Below are 16,143 nucleotides of genomic sequence, written 5' to 3'. Positions count from 1 at the left end.
ACTGGAGTGTGACGACAGAGGGAGAAGCCAGGGGGAAACGGCTAGCGAGAACGGCAAGGGGAAATGACGGAGTACACAAGCCCGACGCCATGGGAATGCAGCGTGCGGCAAGCCACGACGAGAGATCGCGATACGCGTGAGAAGCACATGGAAAGTCGTATCCCATGAAAGGTCGCATCACACAGCAAGTCGCATCATGTGGACAGCGGACTGATGGAGCAGGGGATAGATCAGTAAAGACAGAGAGGATGCTTCGAGAGGGCATCAGCAGGATGTGCTGATGGTGCGGAAGGGGGGACTCGAACCCCCACACCTTGCGGCACCAGAACCTAAATCTGGCGTGTCTACCAATTCCACCACTTCCGCGAGAAGCTGGCGTGCATTTTACCTGCGATGCCTTTCAAGTCAATCGCTTGTGGCCAATTATCCCTTGAGGGAGGCCACAGCGACGGCTTGTCAGTCATGGTGGCCATGTTGGCTGCGTGACTCGAGTCCGCAGGGCAATTGCAGATAGCTCGCGGCGCGTTCTGCCGCATGGCGGCTGTCAGTGAGGTCATCATCACGCACCCAAGGCACCACGCCGAGACAGGGCGCTTTCAGCGTGCGCGACAACGTCGCCATGTTGTCTTCACTGACTTCCATGTCGGCTTCCAGATGGTTGATGACATAGCCTGCCACCTCAAGCCCATCGCGCTCGATGGCTTCCAGGGTCAAACGTGCATGATTGATGCACCCGAGTCTCAGGCCTACCACCAGGATCACCGGTAGCCCCAAGGCGATGGCCAGATCCGAGAAATCTTCCTCGTCATTGAGCGGAACGCGCCAGCCGCCTGCTCCCTCGATCAAGGTCAGGTCACGCGGGGCCGTCTCGCGTTGGTGACGAATGTGTCGAGAGATCCTGGCCACTTCGAGACTCACACCTGCCTGGCGTGCGGCGATATGCGGCGCGATGGCCGGAGCGAATCGCCAGGGATTGATGCTCTCGTAATCCGCGGGCGGCTCGCACTGTGCCTGCAGCGACAGGGCATCGGCATTGACCAGCCCGTCGTGACTCTCGAAACAATCTGACGCCACGGGCTTGAGCCCGAGAGTGCTCAGGCCCCGCATGCGGGCACGAGCCAGCAAGGCGCTTGCGATGAAGGTCTTGCCGATTTCCGTGTCGGTGCCGGTCACGAAGGCCGCGATGCCGTGGGGGATGGCATGGGAGGCGGAAGGCTGGCTGGTATTGCTCAAGTGCGCTGATGGCATTTCGTTATCTTTCTGCAAAGTGTTCGCGTTGATGTCTATCAGTCTGTGACTGATTTTTCCATGACAAGTTCAATGACTTGATAGCTTACAGGCAATCCTTGCGATGTGCGAAGCGCCTCGTGTCGGGCGGTCGCCTGGGCCAGATCCGCACGTGTCAGGCGATACCCGCTCGCTGTCTGGGCGCCTATTCCCTTGATGGAGCGCATGACGGCCGAGACGTCAGGATAATGGAAGACATGACGATGTGTCTGGCAATGCACCTTGAGGCCAGTGCGCCGTGCCCAGTCGATCAGCTGCTCTCGGGAGGGAAAGTGTCGGACCGAGTCATCCTGTCGCTGCCAGGCATGGCGGATCTCTGCCAATGTGCCTGGTCCGAGCGTATTGATGTGCGCCCTGCCACCCGGCTTCAGTGCACGCGCAAGCTCCCCCAGCCAGTGGCGGGGGGTGGGGCACCATTGCACTGCCAGGCTCGAGAACACCAGGTCCAGACTGTTGTCGGCCACTGGCAGGCGCTCGGCATCGCCGCGCAACCAGTGGATAGGAGGTTGCGCGTTGCCTGGTGTCATGTGCCGAGGCGGCGTGTCGGCGGATCTCGAGGCCTCTCTGAGCATGGCCATCGACAGATCCAGCCCCAGGCAACGTGCGGTGGGGTAGTGGCACGCCAGCTCACGTGTCCACTGGCCGGGGCCGCACCCCAGATCCAGTACCACCGCAGCATCTGGAAGCGTTGTCGGCAAGGTCTCGAACAATCGGCTGGCCATGACATGCTGGGCGCGTGCCAGGGTGAGGTATTCGCTCGCGCCGCGATCGAAGGCCTGAGCGATACGCTGGCGCGACGACGCGTGGGGCAGGGTCACCATCTGCATCTCAGCCTTCTTCCCTTGCAACGACGACATGGCCCATGCGAGTCAGCAGGGCATCGGCCAGGTCATCATGGCGACTCAGTGGCAGACAATGTCCGCCGCAATATTCCACCACCTGATGGCCGTGATCACGCAGTGCCTCGGCAAGTCCCGGTGCCAGCAATGGATCATCCCGGCCCAGCCAGAATTCGAGATTCTGACCTGCTCGTGTCAGTGACATTCGCCGCGTGGCCAGCTCCTCGAGCCCTGCCGAGAGTGCATCGACAGAGCTTTCAGGGCGAGTGCCGATCAATTCACGCAACTGCCGTAGGCAGTCGCGCGGGTCAGGCTCGCCACTGGCCTGCCAGCGCAGGAAATGCTGCCAGCTGGCGAGCGGAGAGCGGGCAAAGGCTGTCTGGAAGGTGGTGAGCGTGATGCTGGGCAGTGCCGGAAGGGGCGCCGGGGGCCTGCGATGAGCAAGAGTCGTCTCGGGAGTCGCGTGATCCGGCGTGATGAACGCCGGCCCCATGGCCAACGCGATGAGTGCCGCGGGCCGTTGGTCCATCGGCAGCGCAGTCGCGAGTGCCTCGGCGCGTAGCGCACCCAATGACCAGCCCAGCCACAGCGTGTCCGCTCCGCCGAGGTGCGAAGGAGCTGCTTCGGGATCGTCAGGCGCCGCAAGGGGCCAGTCTGCCGTCACGATCTCGATCGGGCGTGTCGCAGGTCCGGCAGTCCGCTCTCGTTCGGCAGCTTGCTGTCGCTCGGCCAGTCGCGTCTTCAAGGGTTGCCAGATGCGGGCATCGATACCCCAGCCGTTGAATAGCACCAGACGTGTCAATCGCGTCATGTCTCGGCCCCCGTGGTGGGTCTGGTAGTGCTCGATTCCAGCACCTCCCTGAGGGCGGCCAGCAGAGTCTCGACATCGTTCTCGCTGTGCGCGGCACTGAAGGTGAAGCGCAGGCGTGAACTGCCGGCTGGGACCGTCGGGGGACGAATGGCAGATACCAGAATGCCGCGCTCGCGCAGTGCCGCGCTCCAGGCAAGGGCACGAGTTTCGCTACCGAGTATCAGTGGCTGGATCGGTGTCATCGGGTCAGTGAGGGGTGAGGGGGCGCCTGCCGTCACCGGGGGCAGGCCGAGCGCCAGACCACTGCCTGCAAGCAGAGCTGCACACCCCTCGCGAAACTGTCGTACGCGCGCCGCCAGGTGCTCGCGTCGCTGTGGTTCCTGCTCGATGATATCCAGCGCTGCCAGGGTGGCGGCAGCGACGTGCGGGGGTTGCGCCGTGGTGTAGATATACGGGCGGGCCAGCTGGATCAGGCTTTCGATCAATGCCTCGCTGCCGGCGACGAAGGCGCCAGCGCTGCCCAGGGCCTTGCCCAGCGTGCCCACCAATACCGGCACTTCGGCCAGCGGAGTGTTCCGTCCGACCAGTCCTTCGCCGTGCTCGCCCAGCACGCCCACCCCATGCGCATCGTCGATCATCAGCCAGGCGCCATGGCGAGCACATGCCCGAGCCAGGCCCGTGATATCGGCACAGTCGCCATCCATGCTGAACACGCCATCGCTGATCACCAGCCTGTCGTCGGCCTGTGAGCGTGCCAGCTGGCGCTCGAGATCCTCGAGGTCGCGATGATGGAAGCGGCGCGAGCGCACGGCTGAGTTGCCGGAGGATGCCAGCCGCGCGCCATCGAGGAGGCTGGCGTGGTTGAGACGGTCATGAAAGATCTCGAGAGTGCGCCCGGCCTCGCGCGAGGCGCTCGCGAGCGCATCGATCACGCCGAGATTGGCCATGAAGCCGGTGGAGAACAACAGCGCACGCGGGCGTCCGGTCAATTCGGCCAGACGGGCTTCCAGTCGGTGATGAAGCGTCTGGTGACCATTGACCAGATGGGCACTGCCGCTGCCGACACCGAATTCATGCGCCGCGCGACAGCCGGCCTCGACCAGTGCCGGGTGGTTGGCCAGCCCCAGGTAGTCGTTGGCGGTGAAGTTGAGCAGCGGACGTGCCTCTTCACCTGCTGCCTGTCCGGCGAGGCTGACGTGGGGCCCCTGTGGCGAATCCAGTGTCAGGCGCCGGCGATAGCGCCCGACCTGCTCGCGTCTGGCGAGCAGGTCGTCCAGGTGGGCGAAGCTTGCGCCGCCACTGGAGCGCGTGTGTGAGCGGGTGGGCATGTCGGTGGCCACGTGGGATCAGACCACCAGACCGCAGGGCTTGCGTTCACGCACCTGGCCTTCACTGCTGGCGGGCGTCGTCTCGCGGGTGGCATCGTAGAACAGGCTGCCTTCGACGTTGGCGCGCGCCTGTTCTTCCATGGCTGCCTTGAGCGCCGCTTCCCGCACATCGTCACTGGCGACTTCCTGGCGGGTTTCCGGGTGCAGGCCAAGGCGCTCGAACAGCTCGCGGTCACGGTTGGCCTGCGGATTGCCGGTGGTCAGCAGACGCTCGCCATAGAAGATGGAGTTCGCACCGGCGAGGAAGGCCAGCGCCTGGGTGGAATCGTCCATCTGCTCGCGACCGGCGGACAGGCGCACGTGACTCTTCGGCATCATGATGCGCGCCACGGCGATGGCACGGATGAACTCGATGGGATCGAGATCCTCGACATTTTCCAGCGGTGTGCCCGCCACCTTGACCAGCATGTTGATCGGCACCGATTCCGGCTGTGGTTGCAGATTGGCCAGCTGGCGCAGCAGGCCGGCACGATCCGTGGTGGTTTCCCCCATGCCGAGAATGCCGCCGGAGCATACCTTCATGCCGGCTTCGCGCACGCTGGCCAGGGTGTCCAGGCGCTCGCTGTAGCTGCGCGTGGTGATGATCTCGCCGTAGTACTCCGGTGAGGTGTCCAGATTGTGGTTGTAGTAGTCGAGGCCGGCATCCGCGAGCTTTCTGGCCTGATCGGTATCGACCATTCCCAGCGTCATGCAGGTTTCCAGTCCCAGTGATTTCACCTGACGCACCATCTCGGTGACCACCTCGAGATCGCGCTCCCGCGGGCTCTTCCAGGCGGCGCCCATGCAGAACCGGCTGGCACCGGCATCCTTGGCGGCGCGGGCCTGCTCGACCACCTTCTGGATCTCCATCAGCTTTTCCTTGCCCAGGCCAGTGTTGTAGTGGCCTGACTGCGGGCAGTACTTGCAGTCCTCCGGGCAGGCGCCGGTCTTGATCGACAGCAGGGTCGAGACCTGGACGGCATTCGGATCGAAGTGCTGGCGGTGGATCTGCTGGGCCCGGAACAGCAGGTCATTGAAGGGCAGGGCGAACAACGCTTCGATTTCTTCGACGCGCCAGTCGTGACGTACCTCGCCATCTGCGTTGGTCCGTTCGTCGTGCGAGGTTTGCGTGGTCACGCTCGGGGCTTCTACGGTCATGGGAGTGAGATCCTTCTTGAGGCAGGCAGTGAGACGCGTCAGGTGGCAGTCAGCGCCGGACGATCGCCAGTGTCTTCGGGTCAGGCGCACGCCGCCATCCAGTCCCGCGAGCGACGGCTGTCGGTCAGTCAACGCGATTCATGAATGAGGGTTGACTGAAATGATAGAGTTTTCGCGAGTGCTGTCAACGCTGGAAGGTCTGCTGGTTGACAGGAGGCGTGTGTCACGCCCCTGTGCCTTCTGCCTGCAGCAGCAACGAGGGCATGAGCATGGCAGGCGCCCGAGGGGACGCCATGGCGACTGGTGCGAGGCCTGTGAAGAGCGGATCGTGCGCAATCGTCATGCCTGCCCGTGCTGTGCCGAGCCGGTGGCCTCCGAGGCATTGAGTCAGGTGGCCTGTGCACGGTGTCTGCGGACGCCACCGGCCTATCAGCACGTGTACGCTCCATTGCGCTATGAGGGGCTGATCGCGGGTCTCTTCCAGCGTTACAAGGACCAGCATCAGAGGCGTGCCGGGCTCCTGCTGCGCCAATTGATGACGCGAGAGCTGGCCCCGTTCTGCCGGGAGTGGCTGGCAGCACGTCCCGAAGCATGGGTCATCCTGGTGCCGGGGGATTCGCGACGGCGACGAACGCGGGGGCATGAGGTGCTGGTGGAGCTGACGCGTGGTCTGCGGGTGCGTGAACGACAACGCGGCGACGTGGTGCGGATTCGCTCGGGACATGCGGCCGATGAGGATCAGCGTCTGCGGGGGCGGCGCGGACGTCTGAAGGCGCAACGCGGACGTTATGACATCAGCGCTCCTCTGCCGGAAAGCGTGCTGTTGATCGATGATGTCATGACCAGTGGCGCGACCCTCGACAGCCTGGCGCAGGCCTGTCAGCGGGCGGGGGCTCGAGAGGTCGTCGCCTGTGTGCTGGCGCGTACGCCGCCTGGTTCGCCATGATGCTATTGGTCTATGGCCTGCGGGACTGGCGGTGTGAGGGTCTAATCTCATAGCATGCAAGGTCCGGCAGCCGTTTGCTGGTCCATGCCCGAGGAATTGCCATGCCTATTGATCCTGTTACACCTGCTGATTCGCAATCATCCGGCACCTCGCGCGAGCTTGATGAGCGCGCCAACGGCAACACCTGGGAGGCTGCGTCATCCCGGGAAGGCGAACTGGACAAGCGTTCACATCCCTTTGATGCGCTTGCGCCGGATCGTGTCGTGGCCGCCGTCGAGTCGCTTGGTTTCTGGTTGCCCGGCGAGCCCTTCGCGCTCAACAGTTATGAGAATCGGGTCTATCACCTGGCCGATGATGACCGGCGGCGCTGGGTCGCCAAGTTCTATCGTCCGGATCGCTGGAGCCGCGCCCAGATCCTCGAGGAACACGCCTTTCTGGCCGAGCTGGAAGCCGAGGGCGTTCCCGGTGCGCCCGCCTGGGCGGATGCCAGGGGTGAGACCCTGCATCATCACGAAGGCTTCGACTTCGCGCTGTTTCCCCATGTGGTCGGGCGGGCTCCCGAACTCGAATCTCCCGAGCACCTCTACCATCTGGGAGAGCTGATCGGTCGCGTGCACGCCGTCGGACGTCAAGGCCTCTTCCAGGAGCGTGAAACGCTCACGCCACTGCGCATCCTCGAGGAGAGTCGTGACAGCGTGCTGGCCTCCGACTGGCTGAGTGAGCGTCAGAGTGAAAGCTATCAGCGTGTCATCGCGGCGTTGCGCCCCCTGGTGGCGGAGCAGAGCTGGCCGCAGAGTGGCTTGCTGCGTGCGCATGGTGACTGCCATATCGGCAACATGCTGGGGCGGGATGACAGCTTCGCGCTGGTGGATTTCGATGATTGTCTCAATGCGCCTGCCATTCAGGATCTGTGGATGCTGTTGACGGGAGAGAGTGACCCCGAGCTCCACATGCAGTTGTCCGAGGTGCTGGAAGGATATGAGCAGCACTGCGACTTCAATCGCGGGGAGCTGAAGTGGATCGAGACACTGCGTACGCTGCGCATGGTGCGTCACAGTGCCTGGGTGGTACGGCGCTGGACGGACCCCGCCTTCCCGCAGGCCTTCTCGCATGTCGCGAGCCTGGGGTACTGGGATGACCACATCCGCAGTCTTGAGCAGCAGCGAGTCGTGCTTGATGCTCCTCGCTGGCTGGCGTGAGCCGCCCGCGCCGGAGACCGGTGGGCCATTCTTGAGTCCCATGACCCGACGCCCTCGACGCCTTGCGTTGAGGGCGTCGTCGTTGCGGCCTTGCGGGAAAGACGTGATCAGGCCTGCGTTGGAGGCGGGCCTGAGGTAGAATCTGCGCTGACATTGAACACTAACTTGTACAAGATCAATTCAACGTTAAGATATTGTATAAGTTATGTGCTTTACCCCTGCTATGCGTGCGCTCATGCGCGCCCCTGACCGATACCATAGGCAGACGGATGACCGAAGAGATTGCCAACCATTACCGCCAGATCATCACTGCATTGGGTGAGGATCCGCAGCGCGAGGGCCTGCAGGACACGCCCATGCGTGCTGCCAAGGCCATGCAGTTCCTGACCCATGGCTATCATCAGTCGCTGGAGGAGATCGTCAACGGCGCCGTCTTCACCTCGGACACCGACGAGATGGTACTGGTCAAGGATATCGAGCTTTACTCGATGTGCGAGCATCACATGCTGCCGTTCATCGGCAAGTGCCATATCGCCTATCTGCCGGCGGGCAAGGTGCTGGGGCTGTCCAAGTTCGCGCGCATCACCGACATGTACTCGCGCCGCATGCAGATCCAGGAAAACCTCACCAAGCAGATCGCTGAGGCGGTCCAGCAGGTGACCGGCGCACGGGGTGTGGCGGTGGTGGTCGAGGCGCGCCACATGTGCATGATGATGCGTGGCGTGGAAAAGCAGAATTCCAGCATGAAGACCTCCGTGATGCTGGGGGCCTTCCGCGAGAATCAGCCGACCCGTCAGGAATTCCTGACCCTGATCAGCTGATCCGATAGCCACGACGCCGCCTCTCGAGGCGGCGTCGTCGTCTGTGAGTCGTTTGTCTGACATCTCTTGTTCAGGAGTCCCCGTCGATGCCGATGCATGCCTTGCACGATGAACATCTCGATCATGATCTTGCCACCATTCGCATCAAGAACCTGCGTCTGCGCACCTATATCGGGATCAACGATGACGAGATCCAGAATCGTCAGGATGTCGTGATCAATGTGGTGATCCGCTACCGCGCCGCGCGTGCGGTTCAGTTCAACCACATCAGCGAAGCCCTCAACTATCGCACCATCACCAAGCAGCTGATCGCGCATGTCGAGGATGGGCGTTTCGCATTGCTCGAGCGCATGACGCGGGAAGTGCTGGATATCGTGATGCAGCATGAGCAGGTGCTGACGGCTCAGGTCGAGATCGACAAGCCGCATGCGCTGCGCTTCTCCGATTCGGTGTCCATCACCCTGTCGGACAGCCGGGAAGACCATATCCAGACGGCAAGTGTCGGACGCTAGACAGTCAGGAGAGACGGGATGTCAGGAGGGGCAGCATGATCGGAGAGATCACTCGGTTCGATGATGCCACCCAGGAGGGTGTCATCACGGATGACAGGGGCGCCGAGTACGTGTTCGATCTTGTCGGTTGGCGCGGCCGCGGTCTCCCGGGGCCGGGACTGGCGGTGGATTTCGAGGCGCGTGACGGGCGTGCGAGTCAGGTGTTCAATGCGCGGGTCAAGCAGCAGAAGGCGCGGCGTGTCGTGTCGATGCCGCCGGAGCGCGAGCTCGGTGAGGTACCGCCGTCGTCTGTCGGGGCCGGCAAGCAGCCATCCGGCCGACGCGAGTGGCCCATGGGGCGTGTGATCACGGGGCTGGCCATGGCAGGGCTGGTGCTGGCAGGGTTGTGGTTCTGGCACTGAACCCGCATCTAGGTTCTATTAGGCTAGTCTTGAATAGTCTCGGCTAGCGCTCAACGCCGCCTCGATCCACCTGCATGCCTCTGGAGTCTTCATGGAACATCTCAACGATACCAGTCTCTTTCGCCCCTTTGCCTATATCGATGGTGGTTGGGTCGCCGCGGATTCCGGTGAGCAGATAGAGGTCGACAATCCGGCCACCGGCGAGATCATCGGCCGAGTGCCTCGCCTGGGCTATGCGGAAACCGAGCGTGCCATCGAGGCGGCCCAGAATGCCTTCGCTGACTGGAAGGAAACCCCCGCGCTGGAACGTGCCGACATCCTGATGAAGTGGTACGCCCTGATGCAGGAGCACAAGGATGACCTGGCGCAGATCATGACCCTGGAGCAGGGCAAGCCACTCGCCGAATCCGCCGGTGAGATCCAGTATGCCGCCAGCTTCCTGCGCTGGTTCGCCGAGGAAGGACAGCGAGTCTACGGTGACACCATTCCGGCAGCCAAGCGTGATCAGCGCATCATGGTGCTCAAGCAACCCGTGGGTGTCGTGGGGGCGATCACGCCGTGGAACTTCCCGTCATCGATGATCACCCGCAAGGCGGGTGCCGCGTTGGCGGCGGGCTGCCCCATCGTGGTCAAGCCTGCCAGTCAGACTCCCTTCTCGGCGCTGGCGCTGGCGGTGCTGGCGGAGCGCGCTGGTGTGCCGCGTGGTGTCTTCAACGTGGTGCCGGGCTCGGCCAGGGATATCGCCAAGGCGATGACCGATTCGCGTCTCGTGCGCAAGGTCACCTTCACCGGCTCCACCGAAGTTGGCCGCGGACTGATGGCCAATGCCTCACAGCATATCCAGAAGATCTCGCTCGAGCTTGGCGGCAATGCGCCCTTCCTGGTGTTCGAAGACGCCGATCTCGATGCGGCGGTGGAAGGCGCGATGGCAGCCAAGTTCCGCAACGCCGGCCAGACCTGCGTCTGCACCAACCGTTTCCTGGTGCAGTCAAGCGTGGTCAATGCCTTCAGCGAGAAGCTGGCAGCGGCGATGAATGCCGAGTTGACCGTGGGCAACGGCATGGAAGAGGGCGTCAAGGTCGGCCCACTGATAGATGGTGACGCCGTCGAGAAGGTCACGGATCACGTGCAGGATGCTCTCGACAAGGGGGCCGAGCTGCTGCTGGGCGGTCATCCGCATCCGCTGGGTGGCAGCTTCTTCACCCCGACGTTGATCTCGCAGGTGACGCCGGAGATGAAGGTGGCCCGTGAGGAAACCTTCGGGCCGCTGGCAGCCATCTTCCCCTTCGAGAGCGAGGAAGAGGCCATCGAGATGGCCAACGATACCGAGTTCGGGCTGGCCAGCTATTTCTACAGCACGGATCTCAAGCGTGTCTGGCGCGTGTCGGAAGGTCTGGATTACGGCATGGTCGGTATCAACACCGGACTGATCTCCAACGCCGCCGCGCCCTTCGGCGGCACCAAGGCATCGGGGCTGGGCCGTGAGGGCTCCAAGTATGGCCTCGAGGAGTACATGGAAACCAAGTATCTGTGTCTCTCACTTGGCTGATCCGTTCGTCATCGGATCTGCGACGTTGATCCCTGCTTGAGCCCTTCATCCTTGAACGTGGCATCGTCGATGGATGGCCAGCGCTCAAGGCAATGACCGGACACGACATCAGTTGCAAAAAGCCCGCCCGGGACACCGGGCGGGCTTTTTCATGTCATTCAGTCATCCGGCCTGTTGCCGCCAAGCGTGTCTGCAACCTATGGAATTTTCGCTGCTGCTGAGAGCGATCTTTCGCTGCTGATGAGAAAGCGGCATGCGCGAGAGGGAGCAATCTCGCGTCAAGAGGCCCATGCGTCATTGGTCGTAGAGGTGAGGTGTCTTGGACATTGATCGCGCTGCGCGTGTCAGACCAAAGCGGTATGCCGCTGTCTTTTACCGCGGATCAGGGACAAAGACAGGTGTGCTTTGTCGGCATTCTCTTACTTGTGGATATGCTTATTTACGCTACAGTCAAAGAGCGGGACCTGTGGTGATAGTCTTCAAGGATTGAAGACAGGGCGAGTGGCGTGGCGGACGCGACTTGCCCTTTTTTATGGCCGGTTCCCAGCTCAGTATTGTCAGCCCGCACTTCTCAGTTCTCCCTTCTCAGCCCTCACTCCTCACTCCTCAGCCCAGCGGTGACAGCCCCATTCCCGCCACCAATCCTTCCAATGCATGCCGGCCGGCAATCGAGTTGCCATAGCCGTCCAGGCGCGGCGACCACACACAGATGCTCATCTGTCCCGGCAGGATGGCGATGATGCCGCCGCCGACACCACTCTTGCCCGGCAGGCCCACGCGCCAGGCGAAGTCTCCCGCCGCGTCATAGAGCCCACAGGTCAGCAATAGCGCATTGAGCTGACGTGTCTCCAAGGGCGAGACCACTTCCTTGCCATCCAGCGGATTGACGCCACGATTGGCCAGGAAGGCGAAGCTGCGGGCCAGCTCCACGCAGTTCATCGATACCGAACAGCTGTGGAAGTAGGTGTCCAGCAGGTCATCCACATCGGAGTGCACGTTGCCATAGGCCTGCATCAGGTAGGCGAGCGAGGCATTGCGTGCCTTGTGGTCCATCTCGGAGCGCGCCACCTTCTCGTCGAAGCCGATGTCGGGGCTGCCGGACAGGCGTCTGAGCTGTTCACGCAGCGTGTTCTGGATCGAGACGATGCGCGAGACCAGCAGGTCCGTGATCAGCAGTGCCCCGGCATTGATGAACGGGTTGCGTGGAATGCCGTTCTCGACCTCCAGCTGCATGATCGAATTGAACGCCTGGCCAGAGGGTTCACGTCCCACGCGTGACCAGATCTCGTCGCTTTCCAGACGCTGCATCGCCAGTACCAGTGCGTGGACCTTGGAGATCGACTGGATCGAGAAGCGCGTGTGTGCATCCCCGGCATACTGGACGCGGCCATCGACATGACAGACGGCAATCCCGAACTGATCCGGGTCCACCTGCGCCAGGGCCGGGATGTAATCCGCGACCTTGCCCTCGTTGAAGCAGCGGCTGGCATCATTGGACAGGCGTTCAAGCAGCGTCTGGAGGGCATCAGAGTCGAGTGGCGGCGTCATGGCGACCTTGAGGAGACAGAGTGGATGGGAATGCAATCGCATGGTACGGCTGCGCATTCTACCCAATCCTGTGGGCTGTGGCGCGTGGTGATCCGAGCGCTTGATAGCCAGCCCTTATCAGCGGGGTAGGGCAAAGTGATTTCAAGTTGCAGATGAGACTCACTATCATTCATTACATCGAGGCAACAACAACAGGTTGCCCACCAAGAGACACGCGACGCGCTGGGGTTCAGCGTCTCGCTGAGCACAGACCGCCCGGAGGGCAGCCAACATGATCAAGACATTGACCTTTGCCAGCATGCACTTCTCCATCGCCTTCGGTGTCACCTACCTGCTGACCGGTGACATCGTGGTCGGCGGTCTGGTCGCCATCGTCGAGCCTGCGGTCAACACCGTCGCCTTCTTCTTCCACGAGAAGGTCTGGAATCGTGTGACTGCCCGTCGTCAGCAGGCAGCTGAACGGCAGGGAAGCCGCCCCTCCGGCATGAATGGTGCGGTATTGGCGAGCTGAGGACACTTGCGCCGGCAAGGGTGGGCACCGCAGAATCGAGCGATCTTTCCTCGGAGCCACCCATGCTGAAGCTTGCCTCTCGCCCCGTCCGTTTCTCTCGCCTGTCCTGTCTGCGCCAGCGTCCTCTCCTCCAGGGGGCGCTGGCGTTGCTGTTGGGGCTTGCCGGCAGCATGGCTGTCGCCGAGCCCGTGGCTGCCGATGAGACACGCGATTATCACTACAGCGACGCCCACCTGCACTTCGTCGACTTCTTCCAGCAGGGCGATGGCCTGGGGGCCTTGCTGGATGCCATGGATGAGGCGCAGGTGGATCATGCCCTGATCACGGGCATCGGTGTCGCCAAGAAATGGCAGCAGGACGCGCCCAAGAAGCCGCGTTACTACATGGGTGATGATGGGCCGGTCTACTGGTACTCCGGTACCGATTACATTCTGGCCGAGGCGTTGACTCGCGCTCCCGAGCCGGTCCAGGCGCGTTTCTCGCCGTTCATCACCGGCTTCAACCCCACTGATCTGAATGCTGCCGATGAGATTCGCCAGTTGATGGCGATCTATCCCGGCTTCTGGAAAGGCATCGGCGAGGTCTTCACGCGTCATGATGACCTGACGCGCCTGACCGAGGGCGAGACGCCACGAGCCAATCATCCCGCCTTGAGAAAGGTCTATGCGCTGGCGGCGGAGAAGGGCCTGCCGGTGATGGTGCATTCCAATGTCACCAGCAAGCGCGAGGGGCATGAGGGGCTGTATCTCGAGGAATTCGAGAGTGCGGTGCGCGACAATCCGGACACGACCTTCATCTGGGCACATGCGGGTACCAGTGCCGAGCTCAATCGTCGCCTGGGGCGCATGACATGGCTGCACGGCGAGATCGAGCGCATGCTGGAAACCTATCCCAACCTGAATATCGACCTGTCCTGGTCAGTGCTGGAGCCGTATCTGATGGATGACAAGGGCCAGCCGCGCCCGCGCTGGGTCAAGCTGGTCGAGCGCTTCCCACAGCGCTTCGTGCTTGGCAGTGACGTGGTCGGGCGCTTCGGCTCGGTGGGCGATATCCTGGCAAGTTACACGCCATTCCTCGATGCCCTGTCGCCACAGACGGCGCACAATGTCGCCCGTGACAACTTCCTGCGCCTGGTCAGACTGCCTGTCGAATAGGGGCAGGCGTTGATGCCCCGGCATACGAAAAGCCCCCGTCAGCGATTCGCTGGCGGGGGGCTTTTTCGTGAGCGTCAGAGAGGCTCACACATCATGTGTCAGAGCCGTCGATCAGTGACGGAAGTGACGCATGCCGGTGAAGACCATGGCGATGCCGGCTTCGTTGGCCGCATCGATGACTTCCTGATCACGCATGGAGCCACCCGGCTGGATGACGGCCGTGATACCGGCCGCCGCCGCGGCGTCGATGCCGTCACGGAACGGGAAGAAGGCATCGGAGGCCATCACGGAGCCCGGCACTTCCAGCCCTTCATCGGCGGCCTTTATGCCGGCGATCTTGGCCGAATAGACGCGGCTCATCTGACCGGCGCCCACACCGATGGTCTGGCCATCCTTGATGTAGACGATGGCGTTGGACTTGACGAACTTGGCCACTTTCCAGGCGAAGGTCAGGTCGTTGAGTTCCTGCTCGCTCGGCGCGCGCTCGGTGACGACCTTGAGTTCATCACGGCCGACCATGCCCTGATCGCGGTCCTGCACCAGCAGACCGCCGGTGACGCGCTTGAAGTCGTGACCGCCGGTACGCTCGGCCGCCCAGGCCTCCGCGACGTCGAGCAGACGCACGTTGGCCTTGGTGGCGACGATGGCAGCGGCTTCGTCGCTGATTCCCGGGGCGATGATCACCTCGACGAACTGGCGCGAGACGATGGCCTGCGCGGTCTCGGCGTCCAGCGGCACGTTGAAGGCGATGATGCCGCCGAAGGCGCTGGTCGGGTCGGTCTGATAGGCGCGCTCGTAGGCGGCCAGGGCAGACTCGCCGATGGCGACGCCACACGGGTTGGCGTGCTTGACGATGACACAGGCGGTCTCGTCGAAGGCCTTGACGCACTCGAAGGCGGCATCGGTATCGGCGACGTTGTTGTAGGACAACGCCTTGCCCTGGACCTGCACGGCCGTGGCGACGCTGGCCTCGGTGGCACCGTCCTCGACGTAGAAGGCCGCTTGCTGATGCGGGTTCTCGCCGTAACGCATGTCCTGCTTCTTGCTCAGGCTGACGTTGTACTGACGCGGCAGACCTTCACTGCCACCCTCGACCCGCTGACCCAGCCAGTTGGCGATGGCGCCGTCGTAGGCGGCGGTGTGCTCGAAGGCTGCCACGGCCAGGTCGAAGCGCGCCTCGTCGCTGACGGCGTTGTCATTGGTATCCATCTCGGCGATCACGCGGTCGTAGTCGGCCGCGTTGACGACGATGGTGGTGTGCGCGTGGTTCTTGGCGCAGGAACGCACCATGGTCGGGCCGCCGATATCGATGTTCTCGATGGCGTCTTCCAGCGAGCAATCCGGGTTGGCCACGGTGGCGGCGAACGGATACAGGTTGACGATGACCATGTCGATGGGGTCGATGCCGTGCTCGGCCATCACCGCATCATCCTGACCGCGTCGACCGAGAATACCGCCGTGGATCTTGGGATGCAGGGTCTTGACCCGGCCATCCATCATTTCCGGGAAGCCGGTGTGCTCGGAGACTTCGGTCACGGCCAGGCCGTTGTCCTTGAGCAGACGGAAGGTGCCGCCGGTAGACAGCAGGGCGACGCCACGGGCGTCGAGGGCACGGGCGAATTCGACGATGCCGGTCTTGTCGGAAACGCTCAGGAGGGCGCGACGGATGGCTTGGGGCTTGGCTTGCATGATGCTCCACTCGTGGATCAACAAAAAGACGCCGGGGCACCTGTGAGGATGCCCCGGCGGGGTCAGATCAGATCAAATTGCTTGAGCTTCTTGCGCAGCGTGCCTCGATTGAGGCCCAGCATATCGGCGGCGCGGGTCTGGTTGCCCTGGGCGTGGGCCATCACCGCTTCCAGCAGCGGCGCCTCGACCTCGGCCATCACCATGGCATGCAGGTCGGTGACCTGCTCGCCATCCAGGTGGGCGAAGTAGCGCGCCATGGAATGCTCGACGGCTTCGCGCAGGGTCTGATGGTGCCGAACGGGCGTCATCAGCGTGGCCTGGCTTGCGTCGTCAGGGGATAGAGGGTGCCTG

16 protein-coding genes and 1 tRNA gene are annotated in these 16,143 nt (G+C 62.8%); 8 read left to right on the top strand and 9 right to left on the bottom strand.

Annotated features, from left to right (window positions below):
- Positions 1-281: 281 nt before the first annotated feature.
- The 6 genes from QD172_RS04950 to bioB form a co-directional block, all read right to left on the bottom strand.
- Positions 282-366: transfer RNA gene (locus QD172_RS04950), tRNA-Leu, on the bottom strand.
- A gap of 90 nt (positions 367-456) precedes the next feature.
- Positions 457-1,248, bottom strand: coding sequence for a dethiobiotin synthase (gene bioD / locus QD172_RS04945; protein WP_077371825.1), 792 nt, complete (start codon positions 1,246-1,248; stop codon positions 457-459).
- A gap of 38 nt (positions 1,249-1,286) precedes the next feature.
- A complete protein-coding gene (locus QD172_RS04940; RefSeq protein ID WP_279855152.1) occupies positions 1,287-2,114 on the bottom strand; it encodes a methyltransferase domain-containing protein in 828 nt (275 codons plus the stop codon).
- A gap of 1 nt (position 2,115) precedes the next feature.
- Complete coding sequence (locus QD172_RS04935) at positions 2,116-2,937, bottom strand: hypothetical protein (RefSeq protein WP_279855150.1); 822 nt, start codon at positions 2,935-2,937, stop codon at positions 2,116-2,118.
- Positions 2,934-4,265, bottom strand: coding sequence for an 8-amino-7-oxononanoate synthase (locus tag QD172_RS04930; RefSeq protein ID WP_279855149.1), 1,332 nt, complete (start codon positions 4,263-4,265; stop codon positions 2,934-2,936). The genes QD172_RS04935 and QD172_RS04930 overlap by 4 nt, the downstream gene beginning before the upstream one ends.
- 18 nt (positions 4,266-4,283) lie before the next feature.
- Positions 4,284-5,462, bottom strand: coding sequence for a biotin synthase BioB (gene bioB / locus QD172_RS04925; RefSeq protein WP_279855148.1), 1,179 nt, complete (start codon positions 5,460-5,462; stop codon positions 4,284-4,286).
- Between the two features lie 328 nt (positions 5,463-5,790).
- Between bioB and QD172_RS04920 the strand changes: the two genes are divergently transcribed.
- From QD172_RS04920 to QD172_RS04895, 6 genes are all read left to right on the top strand, one after another.
- Positions 5,791-6,408, top strand: a complete 618-nt coding sequence (locus QD172_RS04920; protein ID WP_139345415.1) for a ComF family protein — start codon at positions 5,791-5,793, stop codon at positions 6,406-6,408.
- Positions 6,409-6,509: 101 nt separating this feature from the next.
- A complete protein-coding gene (locus tag QD172_RS04915) occupies positions 6,510-7,607 on the top strand; it encodes a serine/threonine protein kinase (protein WP_279855147.1) in 1,098 nt (365 codons plus the stop codon).
- Between the two features lie 269 nt (positions 7,608-7,876).
- Entirely contained in the window at positions 7,877-8,428 is a 552-nt protein-coding gene (gene folE / locus QD172_RS04910; protein WP_077371842.1) for a GTP cyclohydrolase I FolE, read from the top strand.
- Between the two features lie 86 nt (positions 8,429-8,514).
- On the top strand, positions 8,515-8,940 hold the full coding sequence (gene folX / locus QD172_RS04905; RefSeq protein WP_077371844.1) for a dihydroneopterin triphosphate 2'-epimerase: 426 nt from the start codon (positions 8,515-8,517) through the stop codon (positions 8,938-8,940).
- Between the two features lie 35 nt (positions 8,941-8,975).
- The gene (locus tag QD172_RS04900) at positions 8,976-9,341 is read left to right on the top strand and encodes a hypothetical protein (protein ID WP_279855146.1); all 366 of its coding nucleotides are present in this window, start codon (positions 8,976-8,978) and stop codon (positions 9,339-9,341) included.
- A 91-nt stretch (positions 9,342-9,432) separates the two neighbouring features.
- Complete coding sequence (locus QD172_RS04895; protein WP_084209170.1) at positions 9,433-10,890, top strand: NAD-dependent succinate-semialdehyde dehydrogenase; 1,458 nt, start codon at positions 9,433-9,435, stop codon at positions 10,888-10,890.
- 606 nt (positions 10,891-11,496) lie between these two features.
- On the opposite strand, the gene glsB is transcribed toward QD172_RS04895, so the two are convergent.
- Positions 11,497-12,495, bottom strand: a complete 999-nt coding sequence (gene glsB / locus QD172_RS04890; RefSeq protein ID WP_254696424.1) for a glutaminase B — start codon at positions 12,493-12,495, stop codon at positions 11,497-11,499.
- Between the two features lie 214 nt (positions 12,496-12,709).
- Between glsB and QD172_RS04885 the strand changes: the two genes are divergently transcribed.
- Together QD172_RS04885 and QD172_RS04880 are read left to right on the top strand one after the other, a co-directional pair.
- On the top strand, positions 12,710-12,949 hold the full coding sequence (locus QD172_RS04885; RefSeq protein WP_176502795.1) for a DUF2061 domain-containing protein: 240 nt from the start codon (positions 12,710-12,712) through the stop codon (positions 12,947-12,949).
- Between the two features lie 62 nt (positions 12,950-13,011).
- Positions 13,012-14,103: an amidohydrolase family protein gene (locus QD172_RS04880; protein WP_279855145.1), complete on the top strand. Its 1,092-nt coding sequence runs from the start codon at positions 13,012-13,014 to the stop codon at positions 14,101-14,103.
- A gap of 111 nt (positions 14,104-14,214) precedes the next feature.
- Here the strand turns inward: QD172_RS04880 and purH are convergent, their stop codons facing one another.
- Both purH and fis read right to left on the bottom strand, forming a co-directional pair.
- Positions 14,215-15,792, bottom strand: a complete 1,578-nt coding sequence (gene purH, locus QD172_RS04875; RefSeq protein WP_279855144.1) for a bifunctional phosphoribosylaminoimidazolecarboxamide formyltransferase/IMP cyclohydrolase — start codon at positions 15,790-15,792, stop codon at positions 14,215-14,217.
- 62 nt (positions 15,793-15,854) lie between these two features.
- Positions 15,855-16,100 carry a DNA-binding transcriptional regulator Fis gene (fis, locus tag QD172_RS04870; protein ID WP_225348107.1) on the bottom strand — a complete coding sequence of 82 codons (246 nt, stop codon included), beginning with the start codon at positions 16,098-16,100 and terminating at the stop codon, positions 15,855-15,857.
- Positions 16,101-16,143: the final 43 nt, after the last annotated feature.

Origin of the sequence: Cobetia sp. 10Alg 146 (genome assembly GCF_029846385.1) — a bacterium.
GTDB classification, from domain to species: domain Bacteria; phylum Pseudomonadota; class Gammaproteobacteria; order Pseudomonadales; family Halomonadaceae; genus Cobetia; species Cobetia marina.
This window is presented reverse-complemented; position numbering and strand designations above follow the sequence as displayed.